At 60.9% G+C, this 16,625-nt stretch carries 32 protein-coding genes; all 32 read right to left on the bottom strand.

What is annotated here, in order from left to right; genetic code table 11:
* Positions 1-47: 47 nt before the first annotated feature.
* The gene (locus HY921_02020) at positions 48-1,100 is read right to left on the bottom strand and encodes a rod shape-determining protein (GenBank protein MBI5629641.1); all 1,053 of its coding nucleotides are present in this window, start codon (positions 1,098-1,100) and stop codon (positions 48-50) included.
* Positions 1,100-1,444, bottom strand: a complete 345-nt coding sequence (rplQ, locus tag HY921_02015; GenBank protein ID MBI5629640.1) for a 50S ribosomal protein L17 — start codon at positions 1,442-1,444, stop codon at positions 1,100-1,102. Before rplQ ends, HY921_02020 begins: the two co-directional genes overlap by 1 nt.
* A 50-nt stretch (positions 1,445-1,494) precedes the next feature.
* The gene (locus HY921_02010) at positions 1,495-2,496 is read right to left on the bottom strand and encodes a DNA-directed RNA polymerase subunit alpha (protein ID MBI5629639.1); all 1,002 of its coding nucleotides are present in this window, start codon (positions 2,494-2,496) and stop codon (positions 1,495-1,497) included.
* 24 nt (positions 2,497-2,520) lie between these two features.
* The gene (gene rpsD / locus HY921_02005; protein MBI5629638.1) at positions 2,521-3,147 is read right to left on the bottom strand and encodes a 30S ribosomal protein S4; all 627 of its coding nucleotides are present in this window, start codon (positions 3,145-3,147) and stop codon (positions 2,521-2,523) included.
* Positions 3,148-3,150: 3 nt separating this feature from the next.
* Positions 3,151-3,570, bottom strand: coding sequence for a 30S ribosomal protein S11 (gene rpsK / locus HY921_02000; GenBank protein MBI5629637.1), 420 nt, complete (start codon positions 3,568-3,570; stop codon positions 3,151-3,153).
* Positions 3,571-3,590: 20 nt separating this feature from the next.
* Positions 3,591-3,980, bottom strand: a complete 390-nt coding sequence (gene rpsM, locus HY921_01995; protein ID MBI5629636.1) for a 30S ribosomal protein S13 — start codon at positions 3,978-3,980, stop codon at positions 3,591-3,593.
* A gap of 19 nt (positions 3,981-3,999) precedes the next feature.
* Positions 4,000-4,113 (bottom strand): 50S ribosomal protein L36, encoded by a 114-nt coding sequence (gene rpmJ, locus HY921_01990; protein MBI5629635.1) that lies wholly within the window; start codon positions 4,111-4,113, stop codon positions 4,000-4,002.
* A 2-nt stretch (positions 4,114-4,115) separates the two neighbouring features.
* Positions 4,116-4,331 carry a translation initiation factor IF-1 gene (gene infA, locus HY921_01985; GenBank protein ID MBI5629634.1) on the bottom strand — a complete coding sequence of 72 codons (216 nt, stop codon included), beginning with the start codon at positions 4,329-4,331 and terminating at the stop codon, positions 4,116-4,118.
* Positions 4,324-5,088 (bottom strand): type I methionyl aminopeptidase, encoded by a 765-nt coding sequence (gene map, locus HY921_01980; protein MBI5629633.1) that lies wholly within the window; start codon positions 5,086-5,088, stop codon positions 4,324-4,326. Before map ends, infA begins: the two co-directional genes overlap by 8 nt.
* 6 nt (positions 5,089-5,094) lie before the next feature.
* Positions 5,095-5,742 carry a nucleoside monophosphate kinase gene (locus HY921_01975; protein ID MBI5629632.1) on the bottom strand — a complete coding sequence of 216 codons (648 nt, stop codon included), beginning with the start codon at positions 5,740-5,742 and terminating at the stop codon, positions 5,095-5,097.
* A gap of 7 nt (positions 5,743-5,749) precedes the next feature.
* A complete protein-coding gene (gene secY / locus HY921_01970; protein ID MBI5629631.1) occupies positions 5,750-7,081 on the bottom strand; it encodes a preprotein translocase subunit SecY in 1,332 nt (443 codons plus the stop codon).
* Positions 7,078-7,542 carry a 50S ribosomal protein L15 gene (gene rplO / locus HY921_01965; GenBank protein ID MBI5629630.1) on the bottom strand — a complete coding sequence of 155 codons (465 nt, stop codon included), beginning with the start codon at positions 7,540-7,542 and terminating at the stop codon, positions 7,078-7,080. The genes secY and rplO overlap by 4 nt, the downstream gene beginning before the upstream one ends.
* A 1-nt stretch (position 7,543) precedes the next feature.
* Complete coding sequence (rpsE, locus tag HY921_01960) at positions 7,544-8,095, bottom strand: 30S ribosomal protein S5 (protein MBI5629629.1); 552 nt, start codon at positions 8,093-8,095, stop codon at positions 7,544-7,546.
* An 18-nt stretch (positions 8,096-8,113) separates the two neighbouring features.
* Complete coding sequence (gene rplR / locus HY921_01955) at positions 8,114-8,464, bottom strand: 50S ribosomal protein L18 (GenBank protein MBI5629628.1); 351 nt, start codon at positions 8,462-8,464, stop codon at positions 8,114-8,116.
* A 16-nt stretch (positions 8,465-8,480) separates the two neighbouring features.
* Positions 8,481-9,056, bottom strand: a complete 576-nt coding sequence (rplF, locus tag HY921_01950) for a 50S ribosomal protein L6 (GenBank protein ID MBI5629627.1) — start codon at positions 9,054-9,056, stop codon at positions 8,481-8,483.
* Positions 9,057-9,063: 7 nt separating this feature from the next.
* Positions 9,064-9,459, bottom strand: coding sequence for a 30S ribosomal protein S8 (gene rpsH / locus HY921_01945; protein MBI5629626.1), 396 nt, complete (start codon positions 9,457-9,459; stop codon positions 9,064-9,066).
* 6 nt (positions 9,460-9,465) lie between these two features.
* Entirely contained in the window at positions 9,466-9,651 is a 186-nt protein-coding gene (locus HY921_01940; protein ID MBI5629625.1) for a type Z 30S ribosomal protein S14, read from the bottom strand.
* Complete coding sequence (gene rplE, locus HY921_01935) at positions 9,651-10,199, bottom strand: 50S ribosomal protein L5 (GenBank protein MBI5629624.1); 549 nt, start codon at positions 10,197-10,199, stop codon at positions 9,651-9,653. Before rplE ends, HY921_01940 begins: the two co-directional genes overlap by 1 nt.
* Before the next feature lie 154 nt (positions 10,200-10,353).
* Positions 10,354-10,671, bottom strand: a complete 318-nt coding sequence (locus HY921_01930) for a 50S ribosomal protein L24 (protein MBI5629623.1) — start codon at positions 10,669-10,671, stop codon at positions 10,354-10,356.
* Positions 10,671-11,039, bottom strand: coding sequence for a 50S ribosomal protein L14 (gene rplN / locus HY921_01925; GenBank protein MBI5629622.1), 369 nt, complete (start codon positions 11,037-11,039; stop codon positions 10,671-10,673). The genes HY921_01930 and rplN overlap by 1 nt, the downstream gene beginning before the upstream one ends.
* Positions 11,036-11,335 carry a 30S ribosomal protein S17 gene (rpsQ, locus tag HY921_01920; protein MBI5629621.1) on the bottom strand — a complete coding sequence of 100 codons (300 nt, stop codon included), beginning with the start codon at positions 11,333-11,335 and terminating at the stop codon, positions 11,036-11,038. The genes rplN and rpsQ overlap by 4 nt, the downstream gene beginning before the upstream one ends.
* Complete coding sequence (gene rpmC, locus HY921_01915; GenBank protein MBI5629620.1) at positions 11,332-11,535, bottom strand: 50S ribosomal protein L29; 204 nt, start codon at positions 11,533-11,535, stop codon at positions 11,332-11,334. The genes rpsQ and rpmC overlap by 4 nt, the downstream gene beginning before the upstream one ends.
* Positions 11,535-11,951 carry a 50S ribosomal protein L16 gene (rplP, locus tag HY921_01910; GenBank protein MBI5629619.1) on the bottom strand — a complete coding sequence of 139 codons (417 nt, stop codon included), beginning with the start codon at positions 11,949-11,951 and terminating at the stop codon, positions 11,535-11,537. The genes rpmC and rplP overlap by 1 nt, the downstream gene beginning before the upstream one ends.
* A gap of 3 nt (positions 11,952-11,954) precedes the next feature.
* Positions 11,955-12,800: a 30S ribosomal protein S3 gene (gene rpsC / locus HY921_01905; protein ID MBI5629618.1), complete on the bottom strand. Its 846-nt coding sequence runs from the start codon at positions 12,798-12,800 to the stop codon at positions 11,955-11,957.
* Between the two features lie 26 nt (positions 12,801-12,826).
* Positions 12,827-13,216: a 50S ribosomal protein L22 gene (rplV, locus tag HY921_01900; protein MBI5629617.1), complete on the bottom strand. Its 390-nt coding sequence runs from the start codon at positions 13,214-13,216 to the stop codon at positions 12,827-12,829.
* Positions 13,217-13,236: 20 nt separating this feature from the next.
* Complete coding sequence (gene rpsS, locus HY921_01895) at positions 13,237-13,521, bottom strand: 30S ribosomal protein S19 (GenBank protein MBI5629616.1); 285 nt, start codon at positions 13,519-13,521, stop codon at positions 13,237-13,239.
* A gap of 10 nt (positions 13,522-13,531) precedes the next feature.
* Entirely contained in the window at positions 13,532-14,377 is an 846-nt protein-coding gene (gene rplB / locus HY921_01890) for a 50S ribosomal protein L2 (protein MBI5629615.1), read from the bottom strand.
* Positions 14,378-14,393: 16 nt separating this feature from the next.
* Positions 14,394-14,693, bottom strand: a complete 300-nt coding sequence (gene rplW, locus HY921_01885; GenBank protein MBI5629614.1) for a 50S ribosomal protein L23 — start codon at positions 14,691-14,693, stop codon at positions 14,394-14,396.
* 19 nt (positions 14,694-14,712) lie between these two features.
* Complete coding sequence (rplD, locus tag HY921_01880) at positions 14,713-15,318, bottom strand: 50S ribosomal protein L4 (protein ID MBI5629613.1); 606 nt, start codon at positions 15,316-15,318, stop codon at positions 14,713-14,715.
* A 17-nt stretch (positions 15,319-15,335) separates the two neighbouring features.
* Entirely contained in the window at positions 15,336-16,139 is an 804-nt protein-coding gene (rplC, locus tag HY921_01875; GenBank protein MBI5629612.1) for a 50S ribosomal protein L3, read from the bottom strand.
* Positions 16,136-16,456, bottom strand: coding sequence for a 30S ribosomal protein S10 (rpsJ, locus tag HY921_01870; GenBank protein MBI5629611.1), 321 nt, complete (start codon positions 16,454-16,456; stop codon positions 16,136-16,138). The genes rplC and rpsJ overlap by 4 nt, the downstream gene beginning before the upstream one ends.
* 28 nt (positions 16,457-16,484) lie before the next feature.
* Positions 16,485-16,625 (bottom strand): elongation factor Tu (tuf, locus tag HY921_01865; protein MBI5629610.1); only part of this gene is annotated, 141 nt, incomplete at its 5' end.

Raw genomic sequence — 16,625 nt, 5'->3', positions numbered from 1 at the left:
GCGACCAGCTAATTTAGTTAGGAGCGGGCTGGGGAAGAAACGGCGCGTTAAGAGCCGCGATAGCGGTAGGAGGTGACAAAATCCGGGCGGCGATCCATGATATGATCGAGCTCCTCTAGGAATTTGCCTGTCCCCATCGCCACGCAACTCAAAGGATCCGCGGAGCGGTGCACCGGAAGCTCCGTCTCTTGGCGGATGAGGTCCGGCAGCCCCCGAAGGAGCGAGCCTCCCCCCGCCAACATGATTCCGCGGTCCACCAAATCCGCAGCCAACTCGGCCGGAGTCTCCTCCAGCGTATTCTTGATCACGTCCAGGATCAACTGCACCGGCTCCATCAGAGCCTGGCGGATTTCCTCGGATGTGATCAGCACTGTTTTGGGCAGGCCGGTGGCTTGATCCCGGCCTTTGACTTCCATCGTCTTCTCCTCCTTCAAGGGGAAGACGGAACCGATTTGAATCTTGACGTCCTCGGCGGTCGTCTCGCCGATCAAAAGATTGTACTTGCGACGGAAGTGCATCATGACCGCCTCATCCATCTCGTCTCCGGCGATGTCGATGGACTTGGAGACCACGAGCCCGCCCAGGGATATCACGGCGGCCTCCGTGGTTCCCCCGCCGATGTCCACGATGAAGTTGGCGTGGGGCTCTGAGATGGGCAGGTCCGCCCCTATGGCGGCGGCCATGGGCTCCTCGATGAGGTACACCTCGCGAGCTCCGGCCTGCTCTGCCGACTCCTGGACCGCGCGGCGCTCCACCTCGGTGATTCCAGAGGGGATGCCGATCACGATGCGGGGATGGAGAAGGGAGCGCCGATTGTGCACCTTGCGGATGAAATACTTGATCATCTCCTGCGTCACCTCGAAGTCGGCGATGACTCCGTTCTTTAAGGGGCGCACGGCGATGATGGATGACGGGGTGCGGCCCAGCATTCTCTTGGCCTCGGCTCCGATGGCCAAGACTCGGCGGCTCTCCCGATCTATCGCGACCACGGAAGGCTCGCGCAGGACGATTCCCTGGTTCTTCACGTAGACAAGGGTATTGGCCGTTCCAAGGTCAATGCCCATGTCGTTGGAGAACAGGCTGAAGAGGAAATCGAACATCAAGAGACCAAAGACACGAGTCCCCGGGTCGCGTTGTCTCCGGACCTGGGGGCCAGGCGAAGGACGCGGGTGTAGCCTCCGGGGCGCTGAGCGTAGCGGGGGGCCAGCACCTCGAAGAGCTTCTTGTAGACCATCTTATCCTGTATCTGGCGGCGCACCAGGTAGTGCTTGCCCCTCTTGGCGGAAGTGATGATCCGCTCCGCGTAGGGCCTGAGCTCCTTGGCCTTGGCCAAGGTCGTCTCGACTTTTTCGTGCAGGAATAGGCTCGTGGCCATGTTCCTGAGCAAAAATTTACGATGGGAGCTGGTGACTCCCAGCTTGCGTCCGCCCAATTGCTTTACCATAACCGCTTACACCTCATTAAACACATTTAGACAATGCCTTTTCAATCTTTTTAAGCGACCTTCTCCCCGAGTTGCATGCCCAGGGACAAGCCCATGTCCTTGAGCCGGTCCTTGATCTCATCGAGGGATTTCTTGCCGAAATTCTTGACGGCCAGGAGCTCCTCGTCGCGCTTGGAGACGAGCTCTCCGATGGTCTTGATGCGCGCGACCTTGAGACAATTCGAGGCTCGGGAGGAGAGCTCGATCATCTCGATGGGCTGGGAAAGTATCTCCTTAAGCTTCACGTCAAGCGAGCCCCCATCCCCAGCGGCAGCGCCCTCCCCATCTCCGTAGGCGCCTTCCTGCGGCGCGGCCTCCTCCTCGGGAATGAAGATGTTGAGAGACTCCCTTAAGAGCTTCGAGGATTGGATCAGGGCCTCGGCCGGGTTCAACGAACCATCGGTCCAAATCTCGAGGATCAAGCGGTCGTAGTCCGTGACCTGCCCCACGCGGGCGTTTTCGACGTCATAGTGGACCTTGAGCACCGGAGAGAACAGGGCGTCGACCGGGAGGAATCCCGCCGGCCAATGGCTCTGCGCCCTCAAGTCTTCGGCGGAGGCGTAGCCTCGGCCCTTGGAGATCTCGATCTCCATGTCAAGCTTGCCGCCGGCCTCCATATGGGCGATCACGAGGTCGGAGTTCACCACTTCGACGTTGGAGTTCTCCTGGATCGCGGCGGCCGTGACCGGCCCTTCCTTGCTCGCGGTCAGGAAAATAGTCTCTGGCCCATTAGAGAAAATCTTGAGCCGGAGCTTCTTGAGGTTGAGCAGAATGTTCATCACGTCTTCCCTGACCCCTGGGATGGTGGCGTACTCGTGCTGGGCTTTCTCGATGCGCACGGCGGTCACCGCCGCGCCCTCCAAGCTCGACAAGAGCACTCGGCGCAAGGCGTTGCCCACGGTATGGCCGTAGCCGCGCTCGTAAGGCTCGGCCACGAACTTGGCGTAATTCTCGGACATCGTCTTCTCGTCGACGCTCAGCTTCTGCGGCAGGATCAGTTCTTTATAAGCCATAGCTATTATCGCCCTCTCCAGGTTTTATTTCGAATAGTACTCGATGATCAGCTGCTCGGTCACGGGGAATGACATTTCCGCGCGCTCGGGGTTTCTCAGCACCTTCGCGGAAAAATCAGCCTCGTTGAACTCCAGGAAAGCCGGCCTGTTGTTGAGCCGCTTGGCCGTGTCGAGGCTGAGCTTGACTCCCACGTTCTCCTTGAGTTTGGGGCTCAGACTCACTGTCTCCCCGGCCCTTACGTTGTAGGAGGGAATGTTGACGACCCGGCCCGCCACCTTGATGTGGTTGTGCAGGACGAGCTGACGCGCGGTGTTGAGGGAAGTGGCCACCCCCATGCGCCGGATGATATTGTCCAAGCGCATCTCCAGGGAGCGCAGGAGATGATCCCCGGAGGCCTCGTGGCTCTTGGACGCCGCCGCCACCAGCCTTTGGAAGGGCTTCTCATTGACGGAGATCATGCGCCGCAGCTTCTGCTTCTCGCGCAATCGGATGGCGTAGGCCGACGGCTTGCCCCTCTGGGGCTTGGCCATTCCAGGGGTCGTGGGCCTCTTCTCCAAGACGCACTTGGTGTAGCACTTGTCCCCCTTGAGAAACAGCTTCGTCTGTTCCCGGCGGCACAGCTTGCAGACCGACTCGATGTATCTGGACATAAATTAGACTCTCCTGGCTTTCGGCGGGCGGCAGCCGTTGTGGGGCAGCGGCGTGACGTCCTTGAGGCTGACGATCATGAGGCCGGAATTGCCAAGCGAGCGGACGGCGGTTTCGCGCCCCGGCCCGGGCCCCTTGACGTAGACGGCCACCTGCTTGACTCCAAGCTCTATGGCGCGCTTGGACACCTTCCCAGCCGTCACTCCGGCCGCGAAGGGGGTGCCCTTCTTGGTGCCGCGGAACCCGCTGCCCCCGGCCGAAGCCCAAGCCAGCACGTCCCCGCGCTCGTCCGTCAGGGAAACGATGGTATTGTTGAACGAACACTGGATATAGACCTTGGCGAAGGTCAAGGACTTCCAGTTCTTCCTCTTGGGACTTTGGGCTTGAGCCTTAGGTCCCGCCGCCGCTGTTTTCTCGTCAGCCATGAACTATTCTCCCGGTGCGATTATGCCGCAGCCTTTTCCGCCTTGCCGGCGCCGACCGTCTTGCGGCGGCCGCGGCGGGTGCGGGCATTGGTCTTGGTGCGCTGCCCTCGCACAGGCAAACTCTTGCGATGGCGAGAACCTCGATAGGAATTGGTCTCGTAGAGGCGCTGGAGGTTCCCCTGCAGCTCCCGGCGCAGCTCTCCCTCAACCTTGTATTCCTTGGTGATTAAATTGTTCAGCAAGCCCACCTGGTTTTCGGTCAGCTCCCTCACCCGAGTCTCGGGCTTGACCGCTCCGTTGAGCTTTTGCAGGACCTCGGCGGAGTTCGCCTTGCCGAGGCCGTAGACGTATCTCAGCGCCACGTCTATGCGCTTGTTCTTGGGTAAATCCACTCCCGCTACGCGTGCCATTGTTCCTCTCCTGGTTCCCTTATCCTTGCCTTTGTTTATGCTTGGGGTTTGTGCACAATACGCGCACCACCCGGCTGCGCTTGACTATCTTGCACTTCTGGCAAATCGGCTTTACGCTCGCTCTGACTTTCATGATCACTCCCTAAAGATGATCCGGCCCCGGGTAAGGTCGTACGGAGACAGCTCCAGTCTTACCTTGTCGCCGGGCAGAATTTTTATGTAATGCATGCGCATCTTGCCCGAGATATGGGCCAGCACGATGCGCCCCGGCGGAATCTCAACTCGGAACATCGCGTTGGGCAAGGCCTCCACGATGCTCCCTTCCACTTCGATTTTGTCGTCTTTAGGCAACTGTCAGCACCTCCGGTCCGTTCGCCGTCAAGGCCACCGTATGCTCGAAATGGGCTGAAAGACTTCCATCCTTGGCCACCGCCGTCCAGCCGTCGCTCAACGTCTCCACCTCCGGGCCGCCCGCGTTGACCATCGGCTCGATGGCAAGCACCATCCCCTCGCTCAAGCGTGGGCCGGTCCCGGCCTTGCCGTAATTGGGCACAGGAGGATCCTCGTGAAGGGCCCGGCCTATGCCGTGGCCGACGAAATCGCGCACCACCGAAAATCCGTTCGCCTCCACATGGCTTTGGACGGCGCTCGAAATGTCGCCTAGGCGCCCTCCGGGCGCCATGGCGGAGATTCCCTTCTCCAAAGCCTGCCTGGTCACGTCCATCAGCTTTTGGGCCGCGGCAGAGACCTTTCCCGCGCCGACCGTCACCGCCGCATCGGCGTAAAGACCGTCCACGACACAGCCAAAATCAAGCCCCACTATATCCCCTTCCGCCAAGACGCGCCGGGCCGATGGAATCCCATGCACCACCTCCGAGTTGATCGACACGCAGAGGCAGGCCGGAAATCCATGGTAGCCCAAAAACGCGGGCTTGGCCTTGCGGCGGTCGAGCTCATGGAGCGCCGTCCGGTCGAGCTCAAGCGTGCTGGTCCCGGGCTTAGCCGCCTCGGCCAAAACGGCCAAGATCTGGGCCACGATCCGTCCCGCTTGTCTCATCACCGAGATTTCTTTAGGACTTTTGAGCTCTATGGTCTTGGTCGAAAACATTCCCATTTAGATCTTCGCCAAGGTCATGTCGATGGCGCCGCAGATGTCGGCTGTCACCGCCTCGGGGACGCGCGAAGCGTCTATCTCGCGGAAAACCTGCTCCGTCTTGTAGTAAGCCACCAAGGGCTGGGTCAAGTCCTCGAAAACCATGAGGCGCTTATTGGCCGTGGCCTCGGAATCGTCCTCCCGCTGGATTAGGGAGCCCTGGCATTTGTCGCATTTGCCTTCTACCGCTGGCGGCCGGGAGAGCAGATTGTAGACCTCGCCGCAGCCGCCGCAGACCCGGCGAGAGGTCAGCCTTTTGATGGCCTCCTGCCGGGGGAGGTCCAGATGCAGGACCAAATCAATGCCCGCCTTTTGGGCCACGAGGAGGGAATGCAGGGCCTGAGCCTGATCCAAGGTCCGCGGAAAGCCGTCGAGCAGGTATTTAGTGCCATTGAATTCCAGACGCCCCGCCACCATCTCGGTCACGATCTGGTCGGGAACGAGCTTCCCGGTCTTCAAGTATTCGGCGGCCTTGAGCCCCAGGGGGGTCTTGGCCGCGATCTCTCCGCGGAAAATGTCTCCAGTGGCCAAATGGCTGAAGCCGTACTTGGCGCTCAACACCTTGGACTGGGTTCCCTTGCCGGAACCGGGGGCGCCTAGAAGGATCACTATCACCTCAGCTCCCCACGTTGAACCAGCGCTGGCGGATTCGGCCCTTTCTCAAAAAGCCCTCGTAGTGGCGCATGATGAGCTGGGCCTCCAGCTGGCCCATGGTGTCCAAGGCCACCCCCACCACGATCAGGAGGGCGGTCCCACCGAAGAAAAAGGGCACGTTAAAATGGCTGCGCATCCAATCGGGCATGACCGCGATCGCGGCCACGAACAGCGCCCCTCCCAAGGTAATCCGCTCCAAGACCCACTCGATATACTTGGCGGTGGAGTCGCCGGGGCGATAGCCGGGGATGAAGCCCCCGGATTTTTTCATGTTCTCGGCCAGGTCAATGGGGTTGATGGACACGGAATTGTAGAAGTAGCAGAAGAAGATGATGAGCCCTGCATAGATCACCTGATATATCCAATTGCCGCGGCCCCAGAACTCCATGATTTTTTGGGCTAAGGGCGCGCTCGGAAAGAACTGGACCATGGTCACCGGGACGGCCAGGAGGGAGACCGCAAAAATCACGGCGATGACCCCGGATTGGTCCACCTTGAGGGGGAGATAGCTCTGCGCTCCCCCGTACATCTTGCGGCCCACGACGCGCTTGGCGTATTGGACCGGGATCTTTCTCTGGGCCGTCTCGACCCAGACGACGGACAGGATCACCGCGATTAGGAGCCCCACCAAGGCCAGGGCCTGGAGAAGCCCGACTTCCTCGGCCTGAACGAGCTTGATGAGGTTGAGGGCGGCACTCGGTATCCGCTCCACGATGCCGGCGAAAATAATGAGGGAGGTCCCGTTGCCGATGCCCATCTCCGTCACCTGCTCTCCCAGCCACATGATGAAAATCGTGCCCGCGGTCAGAGTCAGGACCGTCAGGCAGTAAAAAGACCAGGTCGGATTCGAGACCACGGGGATGTTTCCCGGAGTGGGCATCTTGGTTATGGCGATGGTGAGGCCGAAGGACTGGAAAGCCGCCAGAAACAAAGTCAGGTAGCGCGTGTAGGTATTGAGCTTGCGGCGGCCGAGTTCGCCCTCCTTATGCAGACGGTCCAAGTGCGGGATCACGTGCGCGCCCTGGAGCAGGCTCATGATGATGGAGGCGTTGATGTATGGCATGACCCCCATTGAGAAAATGGAGAAGCGCGACAGGGCTCCTCCCGAGAAAATATTGAGGAAGCTCAGGATCCCGCCCCGCTGGCTGTCGAAAATCGCCTTCAATGCGTCTCCATTGATTCCGGGGATGGGAATGGCCGCGCCCACCCGGTAAACCGCGATGGCCCCCAAGGTGAAAAGGACTTTCTTGCGCAGTTCCGCGATGTCGAAAATGTCCGTGAACTTCTGGATCACCCCGTCACCTCTTCGGCCGAGCCCCCCGCCTTCTTGATCTTCTCGCGGGCGCTGGCCGAGAAGGCGTGGGCGGCTATCTTGTAAGCGCGGGTCACGTCTCCGTCGCCCAGGATTTTCACCGGGCGCGGGCCGCGGACGAGCCCGTGTATCTTCAGGGAGTCCAGGGAGACTTCCTTCTGGTTCTTGAAGACCCGCTCGATATCGGCCAAGGACACGATCTGGTAGCGGACCTTAAAGGGGGCATTGGTGAATCCCCTCTTGGGCACCCGCCGCAAGAGCGGGGTCTGGCCTCCCTCGAAGCCCACCAGCTTGCCGTCGCCGGAGCGGCTGCGCTGGCCCTTCTGGCCGCGCGAGGCGGTCTGTCCGAGGCCAGAGCCCTCGCCCAAGCCCAGCCGGCGCCGCTCCCTGCGGGCCCCTGGTTTGGATTTCAACGCGCTTAAATCGATCTTTGAATCAGCCATGTTATTTGCCCCGGAGCTTGGCGATGTCAGCGCTGGTGCGCAGCTTTTGCAGGCATTCCAAGGTCGCTCCCACAACGTTGAAGGCATTGGAGCTGCCCAAGCTCTTGGTCAGGATATTCTTGACTCCGCCCGCCTCCAAAACCGCGCGCACCCCCCCGCCAGCGATGACTCCCGTTCCCGGGGCCGCCGGCTTCATCCAGACTTTGCCGGCCCGGTACTTGGCGATGATCTCGTGCGGAATCGTGCCCTCCACCAGCGGAAATTGTATCAGGCTTTTGCGGGCCTGGGCGTTGCCTTTCTGGATCGCGGACTGGACCTCGCGGGCCTTGCCGAGCCCGGCCCCCACGGTGCCGAGGCCATCGCCGATCACGACCAAGGCGCTGAAAGAGAATCTCTTCCCGCCCTTGACGACCTTGGCCACGCGATTGATGGTAACAACGGTCTCTTTGAAGCCGCCCTCCTCCCGGGCCTCGGCGTAGCGCGAGCGCCTGGGCCCGTGCTGGGGCCTGTGCCCCGTCTGGGACGATTTATTTTCCGCCGCAATCTCTGCCATGCATTGTCTCCAAGAAAATTAGAATTCCAGCCCTCCGGCTCGAGCCGCCTCGGCCAAGGTCTTGATCCTGCCGTGGTAGATGTAGGCCCCCCGGTCGAAAACGACCTTCTTGACGCCCGCGGCCAAGGCCTTCTTCGCCACGAGCTCCCCTACTTTCTTGGCCGCCGAGAGGTCTTTGCCGGCCTTGAACTCCTTGCACGAGGATGAGGCGCAGGCCAAGGTCTTGCCGGAATTGTCATCCACGACCTGGGCATAGAGATGCTTCAGGCTGCGGTATACCGTCAGTCGCGGCCGATCCCCGGCTTTCAAGCGGATCTTGCCGCGGGTTCTCTCCCTGCGGTACTGAAGTCGAGTCTCTTTATCTTTCATGAGTCATCCTCACGGGTTACTTCTTGCCGCCGCCGGCCGCTCCGCTGGCTCCAGCCGCGGTCTTGCCCGCCTTCTTGCGGATGAATTCTCCCTGATAGCGGATGCCGGTCCCTTTATAAGGCTCCGGCTTGCGCAGCTCGCGGATCTTGGCGGCCGTGGCGCCGACCAAGTCCTTGTCGGGACCGCTCACCGTGATCTGGGTCTTCTTGGCGTCCACGGACAGCGCGACCTCCTTGGGGGCCTCGAAAACCACGGGATGGGACTTGCCCAGGCTCAAAGTCAGCTTCTGCCCAGCGACCTCGGCCCTGAAGCCCAAGCCCATGATCTCGAGGGTCTTTGAAAATCCGTCGGCCACCCCCTGCAAGGTGTTGGCGACCCGGGCGCGGGACATGCCGTAAATGGCCGAGGCGTCCTTGGCGGCCTTCAGGTCCGCGCTCAAACAGACCTCTCCGTCCTTGATCTCGGCCGTCACCAGGGGGTTCAAGACCTGCTTGAGCTGGCCCTTGGGCCCCTTGGCGGTGAGCACGCCTTGGGCGACGCTCACTTCGACTCCCTTCGGGATTGAGACAGGCATTCTTCCAATTCGGCTCATGATACCCTCACCAAACCTGGCAGAGAATCTCGCCGCCCATCTTCTTCTCCTTCGCCTGGGAATGAGTCATCACGCCCTTGGAAGTCGAAACGATGGTCACGGGGAATCCGCCGCGCGCCAGGGGAATCTCCTCGTAGGAGCGGTAGACCCGCAGGCCCGGCTTCGACACCCGCCGGATGCCCTGGATCACGGCCTCCTTGGCGGGGGAGTACTTCAGGAAAATGCGCAGAGTCCCCTGCTTGCTCCCACTGGTGTACAGGGACTTGAAATTGGCGATGAACCCCTCTTCCTTCAGGATCCTCGCCACCTCGAGCTTGAGCTTGGACAAGGGCATGTCCACCCGGTCCTTGAGCCTCATGTTCGCGTTGTTGATTCTTGAGATCAGATCTGAAATGGGATCCATAATCACCTACCAGGAAGATTTTTTCACGCCGGGGATTTGGCCCATGTGGGCCATTTTCCGGAAGCAGATGCGGCAAAGGCCGAAGTCACGGTAATAAGCGCGGGGCCTGCCACAGATCTGGCAGCGATTCCGGTAGCGCGTCGCGAATTTTTGGGGCTTGCGCATCTTCGCAGCCCAGGCAGTTGTGGCCATCAATTCCTCCCCGACTTGAACGGCATCCCGAAAAGCCTCAAGAGCTCCAGGCTTAAATCGTCCTTGCCAGCCGTCGTCACTATGGAAATGTTCATGCCCCGGGCCTTGGACACCTTCTCGACGTTGATCTCGGGGAATATAAGCTGCTCGCGCAGGCCTAGATTGTAGTTGCCATGGCCATCGAAGCCCGCGGGCTCGAGCCCGCGGAAGTCCCGAATGCGGGGGATCGCCGTGGATATGAGCCTGTCCAGGAACTCGTACATCCTGTCGCCCCGCAAGGTCACCCGCACGCCGATGGGCATGCCCTGGCGGAGCTTGAAATTAGATATGGACTTGCTGGCTCTGCGCAGCTGGGGCCACTGCCCGGTGATCATGGCCAGCTCCTCTCGCGCGCCGTCCAGGGCCTGGATGTTCTCCCGGGCCTCGGAAACGCCGATGTTGACCACGATCTTGGAGAGCTTGGGGGCCTGCATGGGGTTCTTCAAGTCCAGCTTCTCCATCATCGCGGGAATCACCTTCTCGGTGAAGCGCTTCTTAAGCCGCGGCACGGGATGGGGCGCCTCGCGGCCGTCGGAAACAGCCATGGTGGGGCCGGCGGCCTTGGCCGCCTTGGCCTCCAAGGCCGCCTTTCGCGCGGCCGCGGCCTTCTCTTTGGCTTTCTGCTCTGCTATCGGATCTTTTTCCGCCATGATTTATGCTCTCTTATAAAATGGTCTCGCCGCACTCGCGGCAAAGGCGCACCCGCTCTCCGGTGGCCAGCTTGTCCAGCTTCGGCTTGATTGCCTTTTCGCACTTGGGACAGACCAGCATCACCTTGGAAAGCGGCAGGGGCGCTTCCATTTTCTCGATTCCTCCCGGCTCGTTCTGCCGGGCCTTCTTGTGCTTGGTCACGATGTTGACCTTGCTGACCAGCACGCGCATCTCCGATGGGTAGACCCGGACGACCTCGCCGGTCTTGCCCTTGTCCTTCCCTGACAGAACCAGGACCTTGTCTTTTTTATGAATTTTCAGCTTCAGCATCACAGGACCTCTGGAGCCAGCGAAATGATCTTCAAGTATTCCTTGTCTCGAAGCTCCCGGGCCACGGGTCCGAAAACGCGGGTGCCCCTGGGCTCGCCGTTGGCGTCGATGACGCAGGCGGCGTTGTCATCGAACTTGATGTAGGATCCGTCCGGCCTTCTCTTATTGCGCACGGCGCGCACGACCACCGCCTTGACCACGTCGCCCTTCTTGATCTGGCCGTGGGGCAGGGCGTCTCGGACGCTGCAGACGATAATGTCGCCTATGGCGGCATAGCGCCGGTAGCTTCCCCCCATGACATGGAAGCACTGCAGCTTCTTGGCGCCGGAATTGTCGGCGACGTTGATGATGGACCTGAGCTGTATCATGAGCGCCCTCCCTCGCGGGGAGCGGCTTTGATGACCCGGATCACCCGCCAGCGCTTGGTCTTGGACAAAGGCCGGGTGCTCATGATCTCGACGAGGTCCCCCTGATGGGAGGCGTTGGACTCGTCATGAGCGCTGAACTTCGACCCCTTCCTCACGATTTTCTCATAAAAGGGATGCCTCACCAGGCGGGGAACCTTGACGATCCTGGTCTTGTCCATCTTGTCGGAGACAACGACTCCCTCGAAAGTCTTTCGGCTGGCGCGTTCGGAGACGCCGTTTTGGTCTGTCTTTGTCATCTCTTCTCCTGCTTCTCTTGAATCCAAGTCTTGAGCCGGGCGATGTGCCGGCGCAGGCTGCGCAGCTCCACGGGATTGGCAAGAGGCGTCACCTGGTGCTTGAAGCCAAGCCTGAACGCCTTTTCCTGGGCCTGGTGCAGCTCTGCCCCAAGCTCAGCCACGGACAAATTCTTCTTGGCCTGGCGGTCGTTGGCCTTCATTATAAGGACTCCCGGGTCACGAATTTGGTCTTGATCGGCAGCTTGTAGGAGGCAGCCCGGAGCGCCGCGGCGGCTTCCTCATGACCCACTCCCTGGATCTCGAAAAGGATGCGGCCGGGCCTGACCACCGCGACCCAATGGTCGGGCGCGCCCTTCCCCTTTCCCATGCGGGTCTCGGCAGGGTGCTTGGTCACGGCCTTGTCCGGAAAAACCCGGGTCCAAAGCTTGCCGCCCTTCTTGAGGTAGCGGCCGATGGCCACGCGGGATGCCTCGATTTGGCGGGCCGTCACCCACTTCGGCTCCAAAGCCCTGAGCGCGTAATCGCCGAAGGCAATGGAGATCCCGCGCTTGGCCGGCCCCTTGATGCGAGGATGGCTGTGCGGTTTGCGGTACTTAACGCGTTTAGGCATCAACATAGTTTATTCCTTCGCGCCATGGAGCCGTTCGTCGACGGCCTCCATGGCCTCTTCCATGGTACTGGGGCCCTCCGCGTCCGCATCGAGGGCCACGGCCTCGGGAACGGGGGCGGCTGCGGGGGCGACGGCTTCCGGAGCCGCGACGGTAATTCCCGTTCCGGCGATCACCGCGGCCGGTGCGGGCTCCGCGCGTTTGGCCAGCATCAGGAGCTCCTTGGGGTTCTTGACGAAAAGCTGCTTCTTGAAAATCCAGACCTTGACCCCGATCAGGCCCGCCGTGGTAAAGGCCTCCGCGGTGCCGTAGTCCACGTCGGCGCAATAGGTGTGCAGGGGAACGCGGCCCTCGCGCGCCCACTCCCGGCGGGCGATCTCGGATCCGTTCAAGCGCCCCCCCACCATGACCTTGATGCCGAGCGCCCCGGACTGCATGGTCCGCTCCATGGCACGGCGCATGGCCCGGCGGTAGGCGATACGCTTCTCAAGCTGCATGGCGATGGCCTCGGCCACGAGCCTGGAATCCAGCTCAGGCTCCTTGATCTCCATGACGTTTATGAAGGTCTTGCGGGAGGTGATGTTCTCGATCTTGCTGCGGATGCCCTCGATATCGACGCCCTTCTTGCCGATGACGACGCCGGGGCGGGCGGTGTGGATGTTGACCCGCAGGTAGGAGCCGGCCCTCTCGATTCCGATCCAGCTCACCGCGGCCTGCCTGAAAGTGTTCTTGACCAAGGTGCGTATCTTGAAATCCTCTCCGATGAGCGCCGGCATCTCCCGCAGGGAAAACCACTTTGACTCCCAGTCATGGATGTAGCCCAGGCGCACGCCGTTGGGATGAATTTTATTGCCCATGTGTTTTCCTCATATATGCAAACCCCTTAACCCCCGAAAACCCCCGCGGCGTTGCGGGGGTCTCTCTCATCCGAGACCACCATGGTCAGATGGCACACCTTGCGCTTGAAAGTCATGGCGCGCCCTTGAGGGGCGGGCTGGACTCTCTTCATGTTCCCCATGGGACCCATTCCGGCCCAGCAGGACTTGATGTAGACTTGGGCGGGAACCACGGTTTTTCCGGCCCGGTGCGCCTTAACCACGAGATTGGCGGCCGCAGACTTCAGGGTCTTGGCGACCATGGGGGCGCAAATCCTGGGCAAAAGCGGCAAAAGCTGCTCCGCCTCGAGGACGGACTTGCCGCGAATCTCCTTGAGCACCTGGGCCACCTTGCGGGCCCCGTACCTTTGAAACCGAGCGTAAGCGATAGCTTCCATGAATATTTTCCCTTGACCGTTTAAGTGAGATCCTTGGACTCTTTATGGGTGGACCCGTGACCCTTAAAAAACCGCGTGAAGGAGAACTCCCCCAGCCGATGCCCCACCATCTGCTCCGTGACGTAGACGGGCAGGAACTTGCGTCCGTTGTGCACGGCAAAGGTGTGCCCCACGAACTCGGGGGTCACGGTGCAGGCCCGCGCCCAGGTTTTGATTACCTTCTTCTCGCCGGAAGCGTTGAGCTTCTGGACTTTCTCGAGGAGGTTTTGCTCCACGTAAGGCCCCTTCTTAGTCGATCGTCCCATTGAATTCCCTCTATGACGCCATCTGCTTGGACTGGCGGCGGTCGGCCATGATCATCCAGCTCCAAAGCTTTCTTTTGTTGCGGGTTTTGTATCCCTTGGCCAGCTGATTCCAGGGGGACTTGGGATGATTGCCTCCCTTGGATTTGCCGCGGCCGCCGCCCAGCGGATGGTCGGTGGCGTTCATGGCTCCGCCGCGCACCGTCGGGCGGATGCCCCGGTGGCGCGAGCGGCCGGCCTTTCCCAAATTGATCGTGTTGTGCTCGGTGTTGGAAACCTGCCCGATGGTGGCCATGCAGGCCTCCGGGACGAGGCGAATCTCTCCCGAGGGCATCTTGAGCTGGACGTAGCCGGCATCCTTGGCCATGAGCTGGGCCTGGGAGCCGGCCGCGCGCATGAGTTGACCGCCCCTTCCGGGTATGAGCTCCACGTTGTGCACGAAGGTTCCGTCCGGGATGTTCTTGAGCGGCAGGGCGTTCCCGACCTTGATGTCGGAGCCGGGGCCGCTGACCACGCTGTCCCCGATCTTGAGGCCCACGGAATGGAGAATGTAGCGCCTCTCCCCGTCGGCATACTTGACCAGACAAATGCGCGCGGTGCGGTTAGGATCGTACTCCAAGGTCGCGACCTTGCCGGGGATCCCGGTCTTGTCGCGCTTGAAGTCCACGATGCGGTAGGCCCGCTTATGGCCGCCGCCATGGTGGCGCACCATAATCGTGCCGGTGTTGTTGCGGCCGCCGGTCTTGCGCAGGGGAGCCAAAAGGCTTTTCTCCGGGGCGCAGGCCGACAGCTCGGAATAATCCGCGACCGTCATGTGGCGGCGCGAAGGCGTGTAAGGCTTGAAAGTTTTCGATGGCATTGTCCTATTCTCTCTTTTAGGCGGCCTGCTCCGTGAAATCGATCTTCTGGCCCTGCTTCAAGGTGACGACGGCCTTTTTCCAGTCCGGCCTGTAGTTGCCCCCCCGGCCGAAACGGCGGAACTTCCCGCCCACGACCATGGTGCGCACGGCCTCCACTTGGACTTTGAAAAGCCGCTCTATGGCGCTCTTGATCTGGCCCTTGTTGGCGCCCAGGGAGGCCTCGAATACGTACTGGTTGTTTTTTTCCTTCATGATCGTGCTGCGCTCGGTCAAGAGGGGCCTGACGATCACTCCGTAAATATCTTGCTCTGTCATAATTGTTGTCTCATGTGGATCAATTCCAGCGCGCGCCCAGTTTCTCGAGGGCCTGCTGGGTCATCACCAATTTCCTGCAGTTGAGAACGGTGTAGGCATTGAGGTCCGCGGCCATCTGGATGGACACTCCCGGGATATTGCGCGCGGCCAAGGCCAGCTTCGGGTTCGGAGCGTCCAGCACCACCAAGGTCCTGCCTTGGCAGCCGAGCGTCTTGAGGAGCCTCGCCACGATCTTTGTTTTAGGCTCCTCAAGGGAAATGGCCTCGATGAAGATCATGCGGCCTTGACTGTGCTGCGAGGCCAGGGCGTGGGCCAAAGCGAGCTTCGCCTTCTGGCGCGGGAAGTCCAGGGCGGTCTTGCTGGAGCGGGGCCCGAAGGTCGTGCCTCCGTGCCGCCACAGCGGAGAACGGTTGGAGCCGGCGCGGGCGCGCCCGGTGTGCTTCTGCTTCCATGGCTTTTTTCCGCCGCCAGAGACTTCGCCGCGAGTCTTGGTGTGAGCCGTTCCCTGCCGTTGATTGGCGCGGTAAACGGTGACGTATTCGTGCAGGAACTCGCGCGAGGGCTTCTGTCCGAAAAGGACCTCCTTGAGCTCTATCTTCCCGACTTCCTCGCCTTTGACGTTCAATAATGGTGCTTGCATAGTTATTTCGCGGGGGCGGCTTTGCTCGGCTTCTTGCCGATGATGTTGCCCATCTTGTCCTTCTTCACCGCGAGCTTGGCCGCTTCGACCCGGAATTTCTTGGATTTGACTGTCTCGGAAATCGTGACCAGTCCCCCCCTGGGGCCGGGCACGGAGCCGTTGATGTAGATCAGGTTATGCTCCGGCTCGACCTTAATCACCTCGAGCTTCTGCATGGTAACCGCCTCGTGGCCCATGTGGCCGGCCATGCGCTGTCCCGGCAGCACCCGCCCGAGGGAGCGGCGGGAGGCCAACGAACCCGGGGAGCGCTGTTTGTCGGAGGCGCCGTGCGATCCGGGAAGTCCGCGGAAATTGTGCCGCTTCATGACGCCGGCGAAACCCCGGCCCTTGGAGATTCCCCGCACGTCCACGTAGTCGCCGATCTTGAATATCTGGTCGACCACGACTTCCTGCCCGGCCTCGACGCCCTTGGCATCGGAAACCCGGATCTCGCGAAGGAAGCGCCGGGGGGAGACTCCGGCCTTCTTGAACTGTCCCAGGACGGAATGGGGAACGCTCTTCTCCTTGGCTTCGCCGTAGGCAAGCTGGACAGCGCAGTAGCCGTCGCGGCTCTCGGCGGCCTTGACCCGCACCACAGGGCAGGGCCCGGCCTTGACCACGGTCACGTCGTAAAGCTGCCTATCCTTGGGGTGAAAGACCTGGGTCATGCCCACCTTCTCCCCGAGAATGCTCCGAAAGGTCGCGGGGGCGAGCTTGCGCCCGTCGCCTTCGGATTTAACCTCTGTTTTCGCCTGCTCTTCTGTCATAGCTTGATCTCGACATCCACTCCGGCCGGCAAATCCAGCTTCATGAGCTCGTCCACGGTTTTCGACGTGGTGCTGTTAAGCTCGATCAGCCTCTTGTGAATCCGCATCTCGAATTGCTCACGCGACTTCTTGTCAACGTGGGGAGAACGCAGCACCGTGTACTTCTTGATGTGAGTCGGCAGCAAAATGGGGCCCGAAACAACGGCCCCAGTGCGTTGCGCCGTCTCGACAATCTTGCCCACGCTCGCGTCCAAGACGCGATGGTCATAGGCGCGAAGGCGGATACGGATTCTCTGCTGCGGATTATTTTGTTCCATATATATTATACCTTATATTGACGGCTCCTTACGCGATAATGTCGCTGACGACGCCTGCGCCGACCGTGTGGCCGCCCTCGCGGACGGCGAAGCGCAGGCCCTTCTCCATGGCGATGGGGGCGATGAGTTCTACCTCTATGTCTATGTTGTCGCCTGGCATCACCATCTC

The organism is Elusimicrobiota bacterium (genome assembly GCA_016218575.1).
Lineage (GTDB): Bacteria > Elusimicrobiota > Elusimicrobia > UBA1565 > UBA9628 > JACRDN01.
This window is presented reverse-complemented; position numbering and strand designations above follow the sequence as displayed.